This is a genomic window from Mycoplasmoides fastidiosum (genome assembly GCF_024498275.1).
In the GTDB taxonomy this organism is placed as follows: Bacteria; Bacillota_I; Bacilli_A; order Mycoplasmatales; family Mycoplasmoidaceae; genus Mycoplasma_N; species Mycoplasma_N fastidiosum.
On record NZ_CP101809.1, the window covers coordinates 1,080,862 to 1,099,519 of the forward strand.

19 protein-coding genes are annotated in these 18,658 nt (G+C 32.4%); all 19 read left to right on the forward strand.

Features of this window, described 5'->3' with window-relative positions:
* Positions 1 to 29: 29 nt before the first annotated feature.
* On the forward strand, positions 30 to 878 hold the full coding sequence (locus tag NPA10_RS03800; protein ID WP_256547385.1) for a protein kinase family protein: 849 nt from the start codon (positions 30 to 32) through the stop codon (positions 876 to 878).
* Between the two features lie 55 nt (positions 879 to 933).
* Entirely contained in the window at positions 934 to 1,719 is a 786-nt protein-coding gene (locus NPA10_RS03805; RefSeq protein WP_256547386.1) for a hypothetical protein, read from the forward strand.
* A 12-nt stretch (positions 1,720 to 1,731) separates the two neighbouring features.
* A complete protein-coding gene (obgE, locus tag NPA10_RS03810) occupies positions 1,732 to 3,018 on the forward strand; it encodes a GTPase ObgE (RefSeq protein WP_256547387.1) in 1,287 nt (428 codons plus the stop codon).
* A gap of 124 nt (positions 3,019 to 3,142) precedes the next feature.
* Positions 3,143 to 4,393: a dihydrolipoamide acetyltransferase family protein gene (locus tag NPA10_RS03815; RefSeq protein ID WP_256547388.1), complete on the forward strand. Its 1,251-nt coding sequence runs from the start codon at positions 3,143 to 3,145 to the stop codon at positions 4,391 to 4,393.
* Between the two features lie 355 nt (positions 4,394 to 4,748).
* Positions 4,749 to 6,587 carry a P68 family surface lipoprotein gene (locus NPA10_RS03820; protein WP_256547389.1) on the forward strand — a complete coding sequence of 613 codons (1,839 nt, stop codon included), beginning with the start codon at positions 4,749 to 4,751 and terminating at the stop codon, positions 6,585 to 6,587.
* Between the two features lie 129 nt (positions 6,588 to 6,716).
* The gene (locus NPA10_RS03825) at positions 6,717 to 7,961 is read left to right on the forward strand and encodes a YbhB/YbcL family Raf kinase inhibitor-like protein (RefSeq protein ID WP_256547390.1); all 1,245 of its coding nucleotides are present in this window, start codon (positions 6,717 to 6,719) and stop codon (positions 7,959 to 7,961) included.
* A gap of 245 nt (positions 7,962 to 8,206) precedes the next feature.
* Entirely contained in the window at positions 8,207 to 9,556 is a 1,350-nt protein-coding gene (locus tag NPA10_RS03830; protein WP_256547391.1) for a PTS sugar transporter subunit IIB, read from the forward strand.
* 130 nt (positions 9,557 to 9,686) lie between these two features.
* The gene (locus NPA10_RS03835; protein ID WP_256547392.1) at positions 9,687 to 10,541 is read left to right on the forward strand and encodes an aldo/keto reductase family protein; all 855 of its coding nucleotides are present in this window, start codon (positions 9,687 to 9,689) and stop codon (positions 10,539 to 10,541) included.
* 6 nt (positions 10,542 to 10,547) lie between these two features.
* On the forward strand, positions 10,548 to 12,650 hold the full coding sequence (locus NPA10_RS03840; RefSeq protein WP_256547393.1) for a PTS transporter subunit EIIC: 2,103 nt from the start codon (positions 10,548 to 10,550) through the stop codon (positions 12,648 to 12,650).
* A gap of 371 nt (positions 12,651 to 13,021) precedes the next feature.
* Positions 13,022 to 13,501: a hypothetical protein gene (locus NPA10_RS03845; RefSeq protein WP_256547394.1), complete on the forward strand. Its 480-nt coding sequence runs from the start codon at positions 13,022 to 13,024 to the stop codon at positions 13,499 to 13,501.
* 174 nt (positions 13,502 to 13,675) lie between these two features.
* Complete coding sequence (locus NPA10_RS03850) at positions 13,676 to 14,203, forward strand: hypothetical protein (protein WP_256547395.1); 528 nt, start codon at positions 13,676 to 13,678, stop codon at positions 14,201 to 14,203.
* A gap of 46 nt (positions 14,204 to 14,249) precedes the next feature.
* A complete protein-coding gene (locus NPA10_RS03855) occupies positions 14,250 to 14,402 on the forward strand; it encodes a hypothetical protein (protein ID WP_256547396.1) in 153 nt (50 codons plus the stop codon).
* Positions 14,403 to 14,468: 66 nt separating this feature from the next.
* Entirely contained in the window at positions 14,469 to 14,816 is a 348-nt protein-coding gene (locus tag NPA10_RS03860; protein WP_256547397.1) for a hypothetical protein, read from the forward strand.
* Between the two features lie 44 nt (positions 14,817 to 14,860).
* Entirely contained in the window at positions 14,861 to 15,418 is a 558-nt protein-coding gene (locus NPA10_RS03865; protein WP_256547398.1) for a hypothetical protein, read from the forward strand.
* Between the two features lie 102 nt (positions 15,419 to 15,520).
* Positions 15,521 to 16,093, forward strand: a complete 573-nt coding sequence (locus NPA10_RS03870; protein WP_256547399.1) for a prolipoprotein diacylglyceryl transferase — start codon at positions 15,521 to 15,523, stop codon at positions 16,091 to 16,093.
* 52 nt (positions 16,094 to 16,145) lie between these two features.
* Positions 16,146 to 16,718: a hypothetical protein gene (locus tag NPA10_RS03875; protein WP_256547400.1), complete on the forward strand. Its 573-nt coding sequence runs from the start codon at positions 16,146 to 16,148 to the stop codon at positions 16,716 to 16,718.
* Between the two features lie 73 nt (positions 16,719 to 16,791).
* A complete protein-coding gene (locus tag NPA10_RS03880) occupies positions 16,792 to 17,172 on the forward strand; it encodes a hypothetical protein (RefSeq protein ID WP_256547401.1) in 381 nt (126 codons plus the stop codon).
* Between the two features lie 79 nt (positions 17,173 to 17,251).
* The gene (locus NPA10_RS03885; protein ID WP_256547402.1) at positions 17,252 to 17,839 is read left to right on the forward strand and encodes a hypothetical protein; all 588 of its coding nucleotides are present in this window, start codon (positions 17,252 to 17,254) and stop codon (positions 17,837 to 17,839) included.
* Between the two features lie 85 nt (positions 17,840 to 17,924).
* Positions 17,925 to 18,539, forward strand: a complete 615-nt coding sequence (locus NPA10_RS03890; protein WP_256547403.1) for a prolipoprotein diacylglyceryl transferase — start codon at positions 17,925 to 17,927, stop codon at positions 18,537 to 18,539.
* Positions 18,540 to 18,658 lie beyond the last annotated feature (119 nt).

An 18,658-nucleotide genomic window follows, 5' to 3' on the forward strand; every position in this document is an offset into this window, starting at 1 on the left:
CAGTTTTTGTAAGTGGGAGTAGTGAAAAATTGACCGAAATTCAAAGCTTTTTTATCAAGCATTGTAAACCAAAATATAAAGTTGAAGATATTGTCGAATGTGAAAAAATTAGCTTGGGTTATAGCAACGAAACATACCGCATTAAAACAAAAAATAACAAACAATACCAAGTCCGTTTTGGGATGAACAATGACATTATTTTTCGCGACAACGAACGAGCCATTTTAAAATTAATTAATGATCAAACTTATGTTTATTATGATTTAAAAACTGGTAATAGCATTCGTCATTGGTTTGTGGGGCGCAATCCAGTTGTTACTGATATTGACATCCAGTTTTTAAAAAAACTAGTTGATATTATTGAACAATTGCACAAAACTGATTTAAATCATCCCGCAGCTAAAAAAGTGCGAAAGCACAATAATTTGTGTTTTGAACAATACGTTGATGAACGTCTAGCTTCAGAACACTGACAAAAATATTTAGAACTAACCCACACTTACAAAGACTTACCCAAATGTTTATCCCATAACGATATTAGTCTTTTAAATTTAATTTATAATGATCAAACCCAAGAATTGGAATTGATCGATTATGAATGGGGGCGCATTAACAATTATTATTGGGATTATGCTAATTTCATCCGGGAGGCCCGTTTAGATTTAGAATTAGCCCAATGGTTAGCAAAATTAGCAAAATTGGAATGAGAAATTCTGGCTGATCATATTTTTTTAACCACTTGTTTTGCTGTACAATGAGCTCTTAGTATGCCCTATGATCCTGGAATTGAAGCGTATATGCACCGCACCAATGAATTATTAAGTTTTTACTATCAAAAATTTTATAATGTAAAAAAACCACGGAAAAAACGCGTTTAATTTGACCCTTTTTTAATTACTAGCAATTCAATCAATCAAAATAAAATAAATTCTAATGAAATTAAAACTCCGCAGTAATCCAGTTGCTTTATGACTGTGATTATCTTTACTTGTCATTGCCCCTTTGCTTGTTTTTTACATCTTGATGGGGGAATGAAATTTATTGCACCAGAACTGGATTATTGCTCAAAATCAGAATACCCCTGTTTTTTATTACCCAACTAATCCCGCTAATTTTAGTGGGGCGTGAAACACATGAATTCGCGGCTTGCCGCCCCAATACTTAGATTATTTTCGCAATCTTATGATTGATCCTGCCACAACGAGTAATTATGTTGGCAATAATTTAGTGATTGATGGAGTTGTGCAAGAAGAGCCGGTTGGTGCTAAATTCTTTTATCCTTTTGCAACAGTAAATCCAAATGCCTTTTATATCTTTTTAGCTTTCATTTTTATTCATGTCGTAATCTTAGGCATTTACCACTTAATTTGTCGCATCTTTTTAAAACGCCCGTTATTAGCGACTGATTGTTATGTCTTCTTATTTGCCTTTTGATTCACCGCATTAATTCTGTTTTATTCTGGAGCTTTTCCAGGATTTGGAGGGCAGTCTAGTTCAGCTTGATTTGTTGTGATCATTCGCATTTTAATTATGGCTGGAACAGTTGTTATTGGATTTTATTTTCCATTTAAATTCTTTGCTTATTTAAACCGTAATTTAAATGACGGTGTTTATTTAGAAAACCTAAAAGAATTCCGCGAACAAGTGCAACATAACCAAACCGATAAAACTTGATTGCAAAAAAATAAAGAAAAAAACTACATTAATCTAAAAAAATAATTTCTTCTTGCTATGAACTACCAATTCGTCGATGTTTGCGTCTTAAAATTACAAGCTGGGAATGGCGGTAATGGCGCTTTAGCATGACGTCGTGAAGCTCATTATCCCCAAGGTGGGCCATTTGGTGGTGATGGAGGTAAAGGTGGTGACATCATTATCATTGGTGATCAAAACCTTAATAATTTATTTCATTTGCGTAACCTAAAAACGATTCGGGCTGAAAACGGAGTGAATGGTGCTTCTAAAATTCAACACGGAGCTAAAGGTCAAGATAAGATTATTAAAGTTCCTTGTGGTACTGTGGTTACTGATCTGCAGACAGGGATTAAAATTTGTGATATCGTGCAAGATGGTCAAAGTTTTTTATTGTGCAAGGGAGGGAAAGGGGGAAAGGGTAATTACTTTTTCAAATCTTCCATTAATCAAGCTCCATCCTTATGAGAACGAGGTGATTTAGGAGCTGGTTTAACTGTCAAATTAGAAATTCAATCCATTGCTGATGTGGGTTTGTTTGGGTTTCCAAATGCGGGAAAATCGACTTTTTTATCTAATATCTCTAACGCTAAACCCAAAATTGCTTCTTATCCCTTCACCACTTTAGAACCCGTTTTAGGTGCAGTAGCTCATCGAAATCAAAAACTAGTTTTTGCTGATGTCCCTGGTTTAATTGAAAATGCAGCCAATGGAGCGGGATTAGGTCATGATTTTTTAAAACACTTAAATCGTTGCAAAATTTTGATTCACTTAATTGCTGCAGATGATGAGTTAGGAATTGTTAATAGTTATCAAGTTATTGCTAATGAAATTCAACAGTATTCTGCTGCTTTAGCAGCTAAACCAACCATTTTAGTAATTAACAAAATTGATTTAAACTATGATCAAGCCGCTTATGAACAACTAATTAATTTAACAAAACAAGAAGTGTTTTTAATTTCCACCGCCAACAAAAATAATATGAATGATTTATTAGATCGGGTCTTTCAAACTCATGATCAGCTAATGAAACAAGTTGAAGCAGGGGTTTATGAAATTAATAACACTAATTTCCCCACCAAAAATCAGCAAACAGAATTGCAAATTAGTTTTGGGAAATCAGGATGAAATGTCGAACACCCCGAAATTGCTTACTGAATTCACAAAATTCCCCAAGATACAATTGATAACAAATTTCGCTTAAAAGCCAAATTAGCTAAATACCAATTAACCGAAAAACTATTAGCTAGTGGAGCCCAAAAAAATGATCAAATTCATGCTTATGGTTTAGTTTGAAGTTTTTTAACTGACCATGATTATGATTAATTGTGAGTTTTAATGGTTTATAATCAAAATTTGATAATTGCAATTGTTCCCAACAGATCAAAGCAGTTAATTATTCCATATAAATTTTTGCGACGAAAAATTTGATATCGAAAGAAAATTCAAAATGTATTATTTTAAATTTGCCGACATTGGCGAAGGTTTACACGAAGGCAAAGTTACCCAAATTTTAGTAAAAGAGGGTGATCAAATTAAAGATGGTGATGCTTTATTTGAAGTTGAAACCGATAAAGTAACCTCAGAAATCACTTCTCCAGTTAATGGTAAAATTTTCAAAATTAAAATTGCGGTTGACCAAACTGTTCACGTTGGTGAAGTTGTGTTTGTCATTGATGATGGTTCTGGTCCAGAAGATCCCAGTCAAGAAAATCCAGCCCATGAAGCACCTGCACCAGCAGTTGAAACTGCTCCAGTCTCTGCTTCACAACCGGCTCCGGTTGCTTCAGTTGAACCTACAACAACAATTAGTGCAGATGTGGTAATTTCACCATTAGCTAAAAAAATTGCAACCGCTAATAGCATTGATGTAACTGGTTTACAAGGTAGTGGCCCGCATAATCGAATCATGAGTGCTGATCTTAGCCAACAGCCTGCGCCTCTGTCCACACCAACAGTTGCAACTCAACCAACCCCAGTTGTTCAACCAACTAAATTAGGTACGCATCCTGTTGCTGCACGAGAAAAAACTTCATCTTTACGCCAAGTAATTGCTAAAAATCTAAAACAATCTTGAGAAAAAGTTGCCTATGTTACCCAAGTTGTTGAAGCTGATGTGACCAACTTAGTAGAACTGCGTTCTCAATATAAAGAAATGGTTTTAAAAACTACCGGCGTAAAATTAACTTTCTTGCCCTTCATTGCTCGAGCTACTGCTTTAGCCTTGCAACAGTTCCCCATCTTCACTAGTCAATATGACGAAGCAACCCAAGAATTAGTTTATCCTGGAACTTTAAACTTAGGTATTGCTGTTGATACTGATTATGGTTTATTAGTACCGAATATTAAAGATGCGCACACCAAATCTGTTTTACAATTAGCTGCTGATATTACTACTTTAGCTAAAAAAGCCCGCGCTCGGGAATTAAAAGGAGCGGATATGAGCAATGGTCATTTCACCATTACTAACTACGGCTCAGCTGGAGCTATTTTTGGAATGCCTGTGATTAAGTTCCCTGAAATGGCAATTTTAGGTGTTGGAACAATTGTAACTCGTGTTCTTGCAGATCATCAAGAACACCATTTCATGTATTTAACAGTTGCTGCAGATCACCGGTGGGCTGATGGTGTTGAAATTGCTACTTTTGCCTCAACAATTAAAAAATACTTAGAAAACCCATCTTTATTAGGAATTTTTTAGTTTCTTTCTACTTTTAATTTTGCTCCATTTTCACCAAAATCAAAAATGTTGTTTGCCTGCAAATCAACATTTTTGATTTTTTTATTTATTAAGAATTTTCAAAGCATTAATTTAGAAATTAAACATGATCTGAATTAAAAATAGTGAGAAAAATAATGCCAAAATTATTGACATTTAGTTTTAAAAGTAATAAAATACTGATTGTATCGCAAGAAATAGGAATAAATTTGTACCTATTTTTGTTCAGATACAAAAATTAATAATTACTTGAGATTAATCAGCTTTTTATTGTTCCAACATGATTTCAATAAAAAACTAATCAATCTTAAAGTAAACGGAAGTAGAAAACAAAAAAATGGTTAAAAAATATTGATTTAAAAAATTAAATTTATTCTTCATTGGTGCAATCACCAGTTCATTAGTTATCTCTGCGTGTGCTAATACGCAATCCAATAATGTGATTTTTGCAACAGCTCAAGGATTAGATTGACCTTTACCAACTGCTTTAAAACCTTTAGTAAATTATTACAACGCCACTTTTAAAGATCAAGCTGATTTTGTTCAAGTTGATTTATTAACCCAAAGCGATTACAATGGGCCAACTTCTGAAGTTGCTCTATTAAATGATACTGTTCGAAAGATTTCAGCAAGTGATTCACTTGTACCATCTTTAATTTTGAACACCCCAACCGCAGCAAGTTCCATCCAAAGTTATAATCGCTTACTTGATGTTTCCAGTGTTATTAAACCTGAAGATTTCAGTCCCGAAATCTTATCCATGCACACCAATATTTCTGGCGCTAATTCTGCAAGTAATGAAAAACGATTGTATTCTCTTCCCTTTAATTTAACTAGTCTAGAAAGTTTAACTGTTAATTTAGTTGTTTTAAAATTTTTATTAGATTTAGCTGTGCAAGCCGGAGCAACTTTAACTACTGAATCCAGTGGACTAGTTCATGATGCTGCAGCTATCACTCGTGCAAAAGTAATCGAAAGAATCAAATCTTCTGGGTATAACCGCTTCCAGTATCCTGAATCTTCAGCAACTAAAACAACCGAATTGAATGGTTATACCATTAATAACGACACTTTTAAATACTATGACAAACTAAACGAGTTTGTTTACAAAGTTACTCCACTTTTAAAACTAAAAAGTGGAGTAAAATTTGATCCCATTAGAGATCAGTTAACTAGTGTTCTTTCGTCTGATTATTCCAATAATATTTTCTATCGGTTCTTATGGCAAGATACTGGAGAGAACCAAAGTGATTACATTTTTAAATATAAAAATGATGCAAGAAATTCTCGGGTAACTGTTGATTATAATTTCTTAGATGGAGACCCAACAGAGAATCCTAAAGCTAAAGCTTTTGTTGAATCATTTGACAAATTTGTTGGTTCTAACTTTATCCCCTATAAAAAAGATTTGGGACTACGGCCAATTAATTATGCTGCTAAAACCGGTTCAGATTGGTCCCATAATTACATTCGCACTTTTAATACTGCATTAGCAGTTTCTCCAACTGTGGCTTATTTAAGTTCTGCCCAATCTGATAATGCCCGTAAATATTTCAGTAATAATAATGAACAAATTTTTCAATCTTTTGCTAAGTTTGATGAAGAAGTAAAGTGAGTTGGTCAAATTAATTATGTGACTAAAGCCACAGATGCCCAACAACAAAAATTCACTTATGTGGCCGGGGGATCTGCGCTGACTCCAATTCATACAACCGAACGCAAAGACAAGGGATTAATTAAATTTTTAGGTTGATTATATAAGGGCACCATTATTGAAAATGGTGTTGAATATAACACTACTGATTACATCGAATTAAAATCCCGCTACTATGTGCCAATTGCTAGAAATTATGGCGATGTAACTAAAGCTAAAGCCCATTATCAAAAAATTATGGATCAAGCTAAAACTGAAAAAGATAATGTGAAAAAATTAAGTCTAGATGCTTTAGGTATTTCTGTACGAGACTACATCAGTTTCCAAGAAGCAGCTCAAGCTGTTCCTTATAAAGATTCTGCTCATAATCCTTTATTTAATCCAGCAGGTGATTTGAATACTGCTAATCTTGATAGTTATATTTCATCATCAATTGAAAAAATGTCCATGAGTGATAAAAAACTTACCGGCCAAGAACTGTTAAATCAATTAAAAACAGGCAACATCATACGCCACAATTAGTTGTCTGCTTCCTTGAAAAACCAAGTTAAACCACTTAACTTGGTTTTTTTAATCTTCTGACAAAAAATGATTCATTTTTTCTGTGTTAAAATTTAAACACCTTATAAATATTCATGAATGGATAACAAAATGCAAGAAAAATTCACCAAATTTTTAACCTCTAATAGTATTGATGAAAACCATGTTATTAATGCAAGATTAAATACCGATCCTTATCGTTCATTGCACTTGAAATGGGCTGCAATCGAAAATGCAGCTGCTTATGCTGTTGTTTTAATGGATAAAGATGCTTCAGGTGCCATGGGAGTACCGTTTTTACATTGGGCTGCTTTAGTTTTAGATCCTAATATTACTGAGTTGGATGAAAATGCTTCAGCTGAATTAGGCGAAAATGTTTTATTCCAGTTTGAAAACTCTACTACTAAAAACGTTCAATCCAGTATTATTCCTGCTGAATTTTTAAATGATAACGCTCGGAATTATTTTGGTCCTACTCCTCCTGAAAATGATCATTTATACGAAGTGGTTGTCATTGGTTTAAGAGAAAAACCCGATACTGATCATTTGCCTTATCCCCAAACTTTTGCTTTGTTTGAAGAAATCGTTTTAAAATCTGATCCAATTAAAAAATATTCACTATACTTTGTTGGTCGGCAAGTGAAATTTCAAAATGGTTATATCAGTTTAGCTAATCCCGACATTGTTGACCCCCATTTAAAAGATGGTGGTCATTTCTATGTTTCAGAAACAGCTAGTTTAATTCGCATTCAAAATTTACAAATCAAAGATTTAATCAAAACTGAATCCGGAAATTTTTTAGATCGCAAATATTTCACTATTCTAAAATGAAATGCTGAAAACCCTCTTTCTGTAGGTTTTAAATCTTTTAAACGCATTGAATTTAGTTTTGATAAGGTAGCTGATGCTCAATCATATGTTGTTTTATTGAATAACTCCCAAAGTTTGAATATTATCGGAACCCCATTAGTAAACTGGACTGGTTATAGTATTTTTCAACCAGAAGGCGATCGGGTTGTGGTCGATCAACAAACCCATTTGTTTAACACCGTTAACAGTTATAGTGCTGAGATTTTAAATTCTGGTCGTCCCTCTTTATTTGCCCAGTTTGGTAAAGATGGGTTGATCACTGAGAAAGAAAAAAAATTATTTGCTGCCCGAAATTTATTTGGTGGGGGATATTTTGTGGAATTAAGTGATACCTATTCTACTGCTGCTGGTTTTTATACTTTGTTTGTTTATGCAACTGATCTTGCTCCCCAAGCTTATCCAGAACTAAAAACCCAACAAGATTTATTACACTTTATTAATAACCATGTTGTAGCCACTGCTGAACTGAAATTTAAAATCAAATAATTACCATATTAATAAATAATTAAATTAAAAATGCATTCTAATTTTAGAATGCATTTTTTTATTTTTAAACCGATAATGAAGATCGGTTAAAATTCTGTTAATTCATTAGCAAAATCTTGATTTTTTCTCAAAAATTAATTAGAATTTTAAGTATGGATATTTGTTTGAGTTTAGAATGGGCAAACTAAATCCCAACTTTATCATGAATTGATCATAACATATAAAAGCAGGTGCTGCTGATGATAATGAATCGACAAATTCGTCAACTTCTAGAAATCATCATTCATTATCAAGAAATTGAATATGAAAAAATTTCTTACCACATTAATATTTCTAGAAGAACTTGATACCGAAGATTAGATGAATTAAATAATTTTTTAAAAATTAATAAACTGGAAAAAATTAATTCTGGTGTTAAAAATTTTAAACCTTATCAAAGTTTTTTGATTAGTTTGTACCAACAAAATAAAGTGGAATTATTATTGCGCGAAATCGCTTTAGTAATTATTATTGATAATTACTTATTAGGTACTTATAAAAAAACCGTTATTAAAAAACATTGAAATTTATCCAACAGCGATTTTGTGATTGTTGATAGCTTAGTTAATAATTATTATCGCAATCATAGCCACCAAGGTGATGCTCAATCTAAAAAATTTTTATGAGTTTTTTTCACTACTTGGTTTTGTGAAAGTTTTTATAATTATGATTTAACTAATGTTTTAGTTAAAAAAGACTTAAAACAATATTTCCCCAAATTATTAGTTGATAAAATTCAACCCTTTATTAACTTTGAAAACTATCATCTAGTCATTAAAGCATTAGAAAAAAATTATTCAGATATTCAATCAATTAAAGATTTTTTTCTTTTAACTTTAGTAACTTGAATTTGGTTTTCTTATATTCAAGAAAATAATTTTGACAGCCCAATTAGCAAATGATTTATTCCCCAAGAATATAAAGATTTTATTGCTTGTTTTCTAACTAAAGATTATTTACAAAATAAAAATAAAATTAGTCAAGCAATTCAAAAAGTAGTTCATCAAATTGATCCCCAAATTACTATTAGTAATAATTTTCAAGAAGTTTTATTGCTGCATTTAATTAATGAAACTAATGTGAATGTTTTAGATCAAAATAATTTTCATAATTTTAATTTGCTAAAACAGAATTATGCCAAATTACATGAAATCATTGAAAAAGCTTTTCAAGAGTGAGTACTTAAAGATCCTTACCAGTCATATTATCTACTTCTTTATTTCATTAATTTTTTCTATGAATGGATTTGTAAGCAGCCCTGAAAAATTAACACAATTTGTTGGGGAGGCATGGGAATTAGTTATATTTTAAAAACTAACATTGAACGCATTTTCCCCAATGCTGAAATCAATGCTTGTTCATATAGTCAATTAAAAAACTTATTAAACAAGCATCCGATCGATATTATTTTTAGTACGATTGATTTAGAAGAAAAAATTCCCCAAACCTTATTTATCAAACTAAAAATCAATAATATTGTTAATCATTGGTATTTGGATGAAAATACTAAATTATTATTGTTTAACCATTTTTTATTAAAGCAAGATCAAAACTAAAAATCTGCACTCAATGCAGATTTTTTTTTTTTTTTGTTTTGGCATTTACTGCTGACAAAGCTTTTAGCAGTAATTTGATGACTGAATTTCTGTTCACTAAAATAAGAATATAGATATTTAAGGAGTCATCATGTCAATTCTTAATAGTGTTCTGGGCTTTGGCACTTATCGCATCACCACCAAAGAAGCAATGTTACCAGTTTTACAAAAAGTAGTTAGTTTAGGTTATGACTTTATTGATACTGCTAAACATTATGAAAACGAAACCATTATTGGTGAGTGCTTGCAAATTATTGCTGCAAATCCAGTTTATCAAAATAATAAATTACCTTTGATTCAATCCAAAATTTGACCATCAGATTATAAAAATAGTGTTGAACAAGAATTGCGCGCAACTTTAGCCCGACTACAAATTGATCAAATTGATTCATTTTTATTGCACCGTCCCCATGTAGACATGTCAGTTAATGTGCAAGCTTGAAAAGAATTAATTGCTTGTCAGCAAAAGGGTTTGGTAGCAGTTATTGGAGTTTCAAATTTTGATCGCGATCAAGTTCAAACTTTATTCAATGAAACTCAAGTTATGCCCCAAATTAATCAAATTGAATCTAGTGTAACTTATATGCGTTATGACCGCATCATTTACAACAAACGCAATAACATTAGTGTTCAAGGTTGAAGGCCATTTGGAAATTATACTTATACGTTTCAAAACGTTATTCTACAATCTCTGGCCCAAAAATACCAATGCACAGTTGCCCAACTGATGTTAGCTTACAACATTAACCAGAGCATTATTCCAGTTTGTCGTACTAGTGTTATTCATGAAATCGAAGAAAACATTATTGCTAAAAAAATTTTTATTACTCCCAGAGATTTAAGTTTAGTTGAAATGCATTTAAACACCCACCTTCCATCAACCCATAATGGTTGTGACAGTTTTGCCAACCTATCTTTAGATGAAGATTGATATAAAAATCATTAACAAATTATGAACAATAATAATTTTGCTGTGACTACAGAAATGAATAAAACCCGCAGCCAAGTTAATCCTAAACGGTTTGGTGATTTATTCAAACCTAAAACCATCAAGAATCAAATTCGTAAATTTGGTTCTTTTCTTGCTGGGATGATTATGCCGGCCATTGGAGTTTTTATCGCTTGAGGGTTAATTACTGCATTTTTCTTAAAAACTGGTTGAACTCCTAATGAACAATTAGCCATCATTATTGGACCAACCTTAAGTTATGTTATTCCCGTTTTAATTGCGTTTTTTGGCGGTAAACAAATATATGGTACCCGAGGCGCCATGATTGGAATTATTGCTACTTTAGGAGTGTTATATTCCAGTTCTACCCATTACTTTGCTAATATTGCAGGAATTCCAATTGATCCTGTTACCAACCAACCAGTAACAACCATGCCCATGCTACTTGGTGCCATGATTGCTGCACCAATTGCTGCAATTGTTTTCAAAAAACTAGAACGGTTTTGAAAACCTTATATTCCTCAAGGTTATGAAATGTTAATCAATAATTTTTCTTTAGGAATTTTTGGTTTTGGATTCGCCATTATTGCTTTTTATGGTTTAACCCCAATTATTGCTGGAATCCAGTGTGTCTTTTCCCAAGCCATTAATGGCATGTATCAAAATCAGTTAGACTGATTATTGCCAATTTTTGTCGAACCAGCTAAAGTATTATTTTTGAATAATGCTGTCAACCACGGAATTTTTACTCCGTTGGGAACTGCAGAAGTACAAACTGCGGGAAAATCTTTCTTATTATTATTAGATCCTAATCCAGGACAAGGTCTGGGAATTTTAATTGCTTGGTGATTATTTGCTAAATCCAATAGTTTAAAAGCCCAAGCTGCATCATCTATGCCCATTCATTTTGTTGGCGGAATTCATGAAGTTTATTTCCCATTTGTGTTAATGAAACCAGTTACTTTAATCTTTATGATTATTGGCGGAATTTTTAATATTATTATCTACAACATTTTCGGAGTGGGTTCAATTTCTGTTAATTCTCCTGGTAGTGTCATTTCTGTTTACACTTTCTTATACCAAAGCAGTTCTTCTTATATTGGTTTAACCATTTCTATTTTAGGATCAGCTGGAATTGTTGGTGGATTGACCGCATTTTATTTGATTTGAGAACGCAATAAAAACGGCGAACGTGTGTTCATTAATCCGTATTATTCATGAATTAATTCCCGTCACTACAAAATTAAAAACCAACCTAACTTATTTGAATTAAACCGTGTTAAAAAACTACAAAGTTTAACTTTTCAAACAATTTCAGGTAAAAAACAATTATTATTAGAAACCCTAATTTTAGAAAACGGAAATCAAGAATTGTTTTATTTGAATCCTAAATCAGCTAAGATGCTGGAATTTCAATATGTTGATTACAAACAAAACACTTATTTAGTTAAAGTTTTTGCTACGAAAAATAAATTTTGAGTAACCAAAATTAATTATTTAAAATCTCATTTTTTTTCTAAAAAATTCCATACTTTTACTAAAGCACTTACTCATTTCGATTCCACTAAAATAATGAAGTTTTCTAAAGTAGAAACTGAGGACTTGGCTAACAAAATCGTTGACTTCAATTATCAATCAGCAACTAATGATCGTTATTTTTGTACATATAGTTTTGTCAAAAACAATAAAACGATTACTAAAAAACAAGAAGTCCAACAAACTGACATCCATTTAACTCTAGCTGATTTAAGACAAGAGACCCAAATCCAACAGACCCAATTTGCAGTTAATGATGATTTAGTCAGTGCTTTAAAAAGTGTTAAACAAATTGTTTTTGCTTGTGAAGCGGGTATGGGATCTAGTGCAATGGGGGCTTCTTTAGTCCGTAAACTATTAAAAAACAACAACATTACTCATATTGATATTATTAATAAACCCTTAAAAAACCTTGCGGCTCAAGACCAGTTGGTGATTACCCAAGAAAACTTTAAAAGCTTTGTCGAAACCAAAAATCCCAACGCTTATGTTTATACCATTAAACAATTTTTAGACAAAAAGGGCTATGATCAGTTAGTATCTACTGCAACTAAAGTATTTAATAACTAAATTATTATCCAAAGTCCAATTGTTATTTCCTTGAAGATATCCCACCCTAAATTTTGTTTATTTGCCTTTTTGGACATATCAATTTATTATTAATCTAATATAATTATCCGCGATTGAAATTATTTTTCTACATATTTATGTTAAGAAAATTGTTCTTTTAAATTTTCTAAATTGATTAAAAATATCAAATTAGGAAAATTTTGATTCAATAAAAATTTAGTTAAATTCAATTGAATCAAAAGTTTTAGTGACATTTTATGACATAAATTTAAAAGAATAAGCAATCAACAAATTAGAAATTAATAAAAATGAAAGCTCAGTTTTTTTAAAAATTAACAAAATTTTAAAAAAAACTATGAAGTTTTGTTGTTATGAAAAAAATGAATTTATTAAAAAGAAGTCGATTTTGAATGGCCAGTTTAGGCTTATTTGCGACTTCTACATTAGTTTTAGCTGCTTGTGCAAGCAATGCTGAAAACAAAAAAGAAGAACCAAATCAATCTGAAAATCAAAAAGCAGGTGATAAAGGTTCAGCAGATGCAGCTAATAAAGAAGGCGAAAAAGCTGAAGAAAAAATGCCAGGAGATGATCCTAACGCATCTGCTTCAGCAGGTCAAGAACAAAAAGATACTGAAAGTAAGGATGAAAAGGCTCAATCAGACGCTGAAAAAGCCAAGAGTTCTGATGAAACTCCAGCTGCTGGAACAAGTTCAGATAATGCTCAGTCCAAAGACGCTAGTCAATCATCTGGAATGTCATCTGGTGCAGGTTCATCATCATCAGGTATGAGTGATAGTTCAAGTGCAACATCTTCTCCAGGATCTACCAGCGGCCAACCTGCTGCAAAATAAATAAAATAAGACACTAATACCAAGTGGTATTAGTGTTTCTATTGATGTTTTATTTGAAATATTTATATTGATTTAAATCATGGATTTAATCATTAAAGAAATTAGAAATTTTAAGTTTAAGGATCGGTCATTTAAAATTAACAAAATTTTAAATGACTTTGCAATTTGATTATTATGAAAAAAATGAATTTATTGAAAAGAAGTCGTTTTTGAATGGCAAGTCTAGGATTGTTTGCGACTTCTACATTAGTTTTAGCTGCTTGTGCTAACAATGCTGAAAACCAAAAAGAAGAACCAAAAACTAATGAACAAAAATCAAACAATGGAAAAGCACCTGCTGATTCTGCTAAAAAAGAAGGTGAAAAAAATAATGAAAGCAAAGAAGAATCAGCAAACAAGGCACAAGGTGATGATACTAATGTAATGCCATCAAATTCTGACTCAGATTCCAAGTCTGAAGCAACTGATTCTGCAAGCGCCAAAGAGGCTGAAGCTCCAGTTCCTAGTGGTGATACATCTAAAGATGGTCAAGAAGCAGCTAAAAATAGTGGTGCTGACGCAACTACAAGTCCAACTCCAAAACCTAATGATACTTCTTCAATGGGCCCAGATGTTAGCAACAGCACACCAAGACAAACCGGTGAAGACACAAACACTGCTCAAGGTTCAGGTACTCCTAGTGCGCTTGGTCAACAAAGATAAAGTAATTAAAATTAATTAATTTTAAAAGCTTTGCAATTTAATTATCATGAAAAAAATGAATTTCTTAAAAAGAAGCCGTTTCTGAATGGCGAGTTTAGGTTTATTTACGACTTCTACATTAGTTTTAGCTGCTTGTGCTAACAATGCAGAAAACCAAAAAGAAGAACCAAATCAACCTGAAAGTCAAAAACCAAAATAAGAATCTAAGCCAACTGACAACGCAGCTAAAAAAGAAGAAACTAAAAAAGCTGAAGATCCAGAACAAATGCAAGATGGTGATTCTAAAACAGATTCAAAGCCTTTGCAACCTTCAGAAAATAAAGATCAAAAAACTGAAGAAGAAAAACCTAAGGCAGCTGAAACAACAGATTCAGCAGATGTTAAAAATTCTCAAGCTCCAGCTGCTAGTGAAGATAGTACTACTAAAAATGATCAAATAGATGCTGATATGGGGGCTGGTTCTGGTACTCCTGCAACAGATGGTGAAGCAAATACTTCTCCGCAAACTCCAGAAAAAGCTGCTGGTGGAGAATCTGAAACAAAAGAACAAGAAGCAGAAATGGAACCTTCAGAAGCTACAGTTGTTAGCGATTCGTCAAGTCAATTACGTTAATTAAATAAAGAACACAAATTAAAAAACTTTTGAATTTTATTATCATGAAAAAAATGAATTTATTAAAGAAGAGTCGTTTCTGAATGGCGAGTTTAGGGATTTTTGCAACTTCAAGTTTGGTTTTAGCTGCTTGTGCTAACAATGCAGAAAACCAAAAAGAAGAACCCAAACAATCTGAAAGTCAAAAACCAAAAGAAGAATCTAAACCAAAAGAAGAAAATAAAAAACCAAAAAAGACAGAACAAATGCAGGGCGATGATCCTACAACAAATCAAGAACCTACTGTAGCTCCAAAAACCGAAGACAAAGAAGCTAAAGAAGAAAAAGCTCAAAAAGCTGAAACACCATCTGAGTCAACTGATACTAAAGATTCTGATGTCTCAACATCTGGCGAGTCTAATCCTTCTGCTTCTGATCAAGCTAATACATCTAAAGATGATGCTTCAATGTCGGGTATGGGAGATGATTCTCAAACTTCTGCTGGTAATAACTCTTCAACAGAACCAACTACCCCCGATCCATCCGAAGCAGAAGTCGAAACTCAAGAAGAAAACACTCCCGCTGAAGGCAAAGTTGTTTTTAGTAACACTAATGTACGATAATTAGATAAACCATATCAATCAAAAAACCAGTCACAAATTAATATAAGGAATTATTTCTTTGAAATTAGCTATAAATTTAAAGAATTAAAAAATTTTGATGTAATGAAAAAAATGAATTTATTGAAAAGAAGTCGTTTCTGAATGGCAAGTTTAGGTTTATTTGCAACTTCTACGTTAGTTTTAGCCGCTTGTGCTAACAATGCAGAAAACCAAAAAGAAGAACCAAAGCAGCCTGATAATCAAAAATCAGATGATAAAGCTAAATCATCTGATAATAGAGCCAAAAAAGAAGAAGATCAAAAAGCTGATGATGCAAAGCAAATGCAGGACAATGATCATAAAGCAAATTCAGAATCTTCACAATCTTCAGAAAAAAACAATCAAAAAACTGGAGAAGAAAAATCTAAAGAAGCTGAAGCAACAGATTCAGCAAACACTAAAGACACTCAGACTTCATCTGGTGGCGAAAGCACTACTGCTAAAGATGATCAAGCAGCCGTTGATGGTATGGAATCTAAATCTAATACTTCTGCAGCAGCTGGTGATGGAAATACTGCTTCTCAATCTCCCGCTGACAGTACCGCTCCTGAAACTCCAGAAGCAACAGTTGATGGAGAATCCGAAACAGAAGAACAACCTAAAGAAGCTACAGTTGTTAGTGAACCATCAAGTTAATTACATTAATTTATTAAGCGATACAAATTAAAGAATTTTAGAAGTTTTTATTATGAAGAGAATGAATTTATTGAAAAGAAGTCGTTTTTGAATGACGAGTTTAGGATTGTTTGTGACTTCTACGTTAGTTTTAGCTGCGTGTGCTAACAATACTGAAAACCAAAAAGAAGAACCAAAACAGCCTGATAATCAAAAATCAGATGATAAAGCTAAATCATCTGATAATACATCTAAAAAAGAAAAATCTAAACCAGCTGAAAAAACCAAAAAAGAAGAAGAACAAAAAAACACAGAACAAATGCAGGGCAATGATACCCAAGCAGACTCAAAATCTTCTGAAATTCCAAAAACTAAAGATAATAAAACAGAAAAAACAGAAAATCAGAAACCTGACGGAACACCAAGCCCAGAAAATACTAAAAATTCAGATTCTGGTGAAGCTGATCCTTCCAAAAATACCTCAACAGGATCTGGTATGACCACAGATTCTGAATCTTCTACTGATATCAATTCTTCAGAAGAACAAGCTGATGCTAAATCGGAAGCCGGAGAACAAACAGAACCTACTGAAGGTAAAGTTGTTACCTGTGATGATGCTGATCAATCAAAAGCAAAGTTACGATAATTAAGTAAATAACACCAATTAAAAACAATTAAGTAATCACAAATCAATAAAGGATTAAAAAAGTTTAGTTGTAATGAAAAAAATGAATTTATTAAAAAGAAGTCGTTTCTGAATGGCAAGTTTAGGTTTGTTTGCGACTTCTACATTAGTTTTAGCTGCGTGTGCAAACAATGCTGAAAATAAAAAAGAAGAACCAAATCAATCTGAAAATCAAAAATCAGATGACAAATCTCAATCAGCTGATGCTGCTAAAAAAGAAGAAAATAAAGATTCAAAGCAATCAGCAGACAAAATGCAAAGTGATAATTATAGCAAAGATGCTGCAAATTCTGATTCAGCACCAGCCAACAAAGATGCAGATAAAATCAAGGCATCAGAAACTGATACTCCAACAACAGGTCAAAGTAATTCCGATATAAACGCTGCTTCTAGTCAAAAATCCCAACAAAAATAAAATAAATAAAAATTAATCAATGTAAAGGTTTAAGTTTTTGAACATTTTCTAAATGTTAAAAAACTTAAAAGTTGTTATTATGAAAAAACTAAATTTATTCAAAAAAAGCCGTTTTTGAATGGCAAGTTTAGGTTTGTTTGCCACTTCTACTTTAGTTTTAGCCGCTTGTGCTAACAATGCAGAAAACCAAAAAGAAGAACCAAATCAATCTGAAAATCAAAAATCAGATAATAAATCCGAATCAACTGAAACATCTAAAAAAGAAGATAAGAAAACAGATGAAGGCACAAAAGAATCATCTACTGATAAAATGCAAAAAGATGATTCTAATCCAAGTACTTCAAGTTCTGATACAAATTCTGTAACTAAAGATACAGAAGAAAAAGATCAAAAAGCTGAATCACCAGATTCTAAAGAATCTCAAACTCCATCAACTAGTGACGGTGGAGAAACTAAAGATGATAAAACAACATCTGGCATGTCAACTGGTTCTCAATCTACTGCATCAAATCAAGGTACAAGTGATTCTGGAACAATGTCAAATCCAGCTCCAAAACCAAGTGAAGAAGGTAATTCAGCCAGTGGTGCTGGGGCTCCGAGTCGTTCCACCGAAGATCCAAACACTGCTCAAGGAGCAGCTGCTCCTGGTGGTGGAACTCCTCAATAAAAATAAAATAAATAAAAATTAATTAATGTAAAGGTTTAAGTTTTTGAACATTTTCTAAATGTTAAAAAACTTAAAAGTTGTTATTATGAAAAAACTAAATTTATTCAAAAAAAGCCGTTTCTGAATGGCAAGTTTAGGTTTGTTTGCCACTTCTACTTTAGTTTTAGCCGCTTGTGCTAACAATGCAGAAAACCAAAAAGAAGAACCAAATCAATCTGAAAATCAAAAATCAGATAATAAATCCGAATCAACTGAAACATCTAAAAAAGAAGACGAAAAAACTTCAGAAGATGCTAATAAAATGCAGAAGGATGATTCAAAACCATCAACTCCAGAATCTGCAGAAACTCCAGTAAATAAAGAATCAGAAGAAAAAGATCAAAAAGCTGGAGCACCAGATTATGAAAATGCTAAAGAATCTACTACAGAAACTCCTAAAGCAAGCGAAGGAGCAGCAACCAGTACATCTCAAGATAGTTCAACTAGTTCATCAACTAATTCTAATCCTTCCACAGCTGGCAGTGATGCAAGTGTAAGTACAAGTCCATCAACACCAAAAAATGGAGAAACTGAAGCTGCTCCTAAAGATTCAGCAGTTGGTGGTGCGGGAAATCCCACTACCCCACCAAGACAAACATCAGAAGATCCAAACACTGCTGCAGGTGGAGGTATGTCTGGTCCTGGTACTCCTAGTCAATAAAAATTAAATAAGTGCAATTATAAAAAGTACTAAGTAAATTAAAATGCTTATTAAACAAAATGTAAAAAATAAGCAGTCACAATTAGAAATTAAATTATTGTAAAAATTAAGAAAGTTTA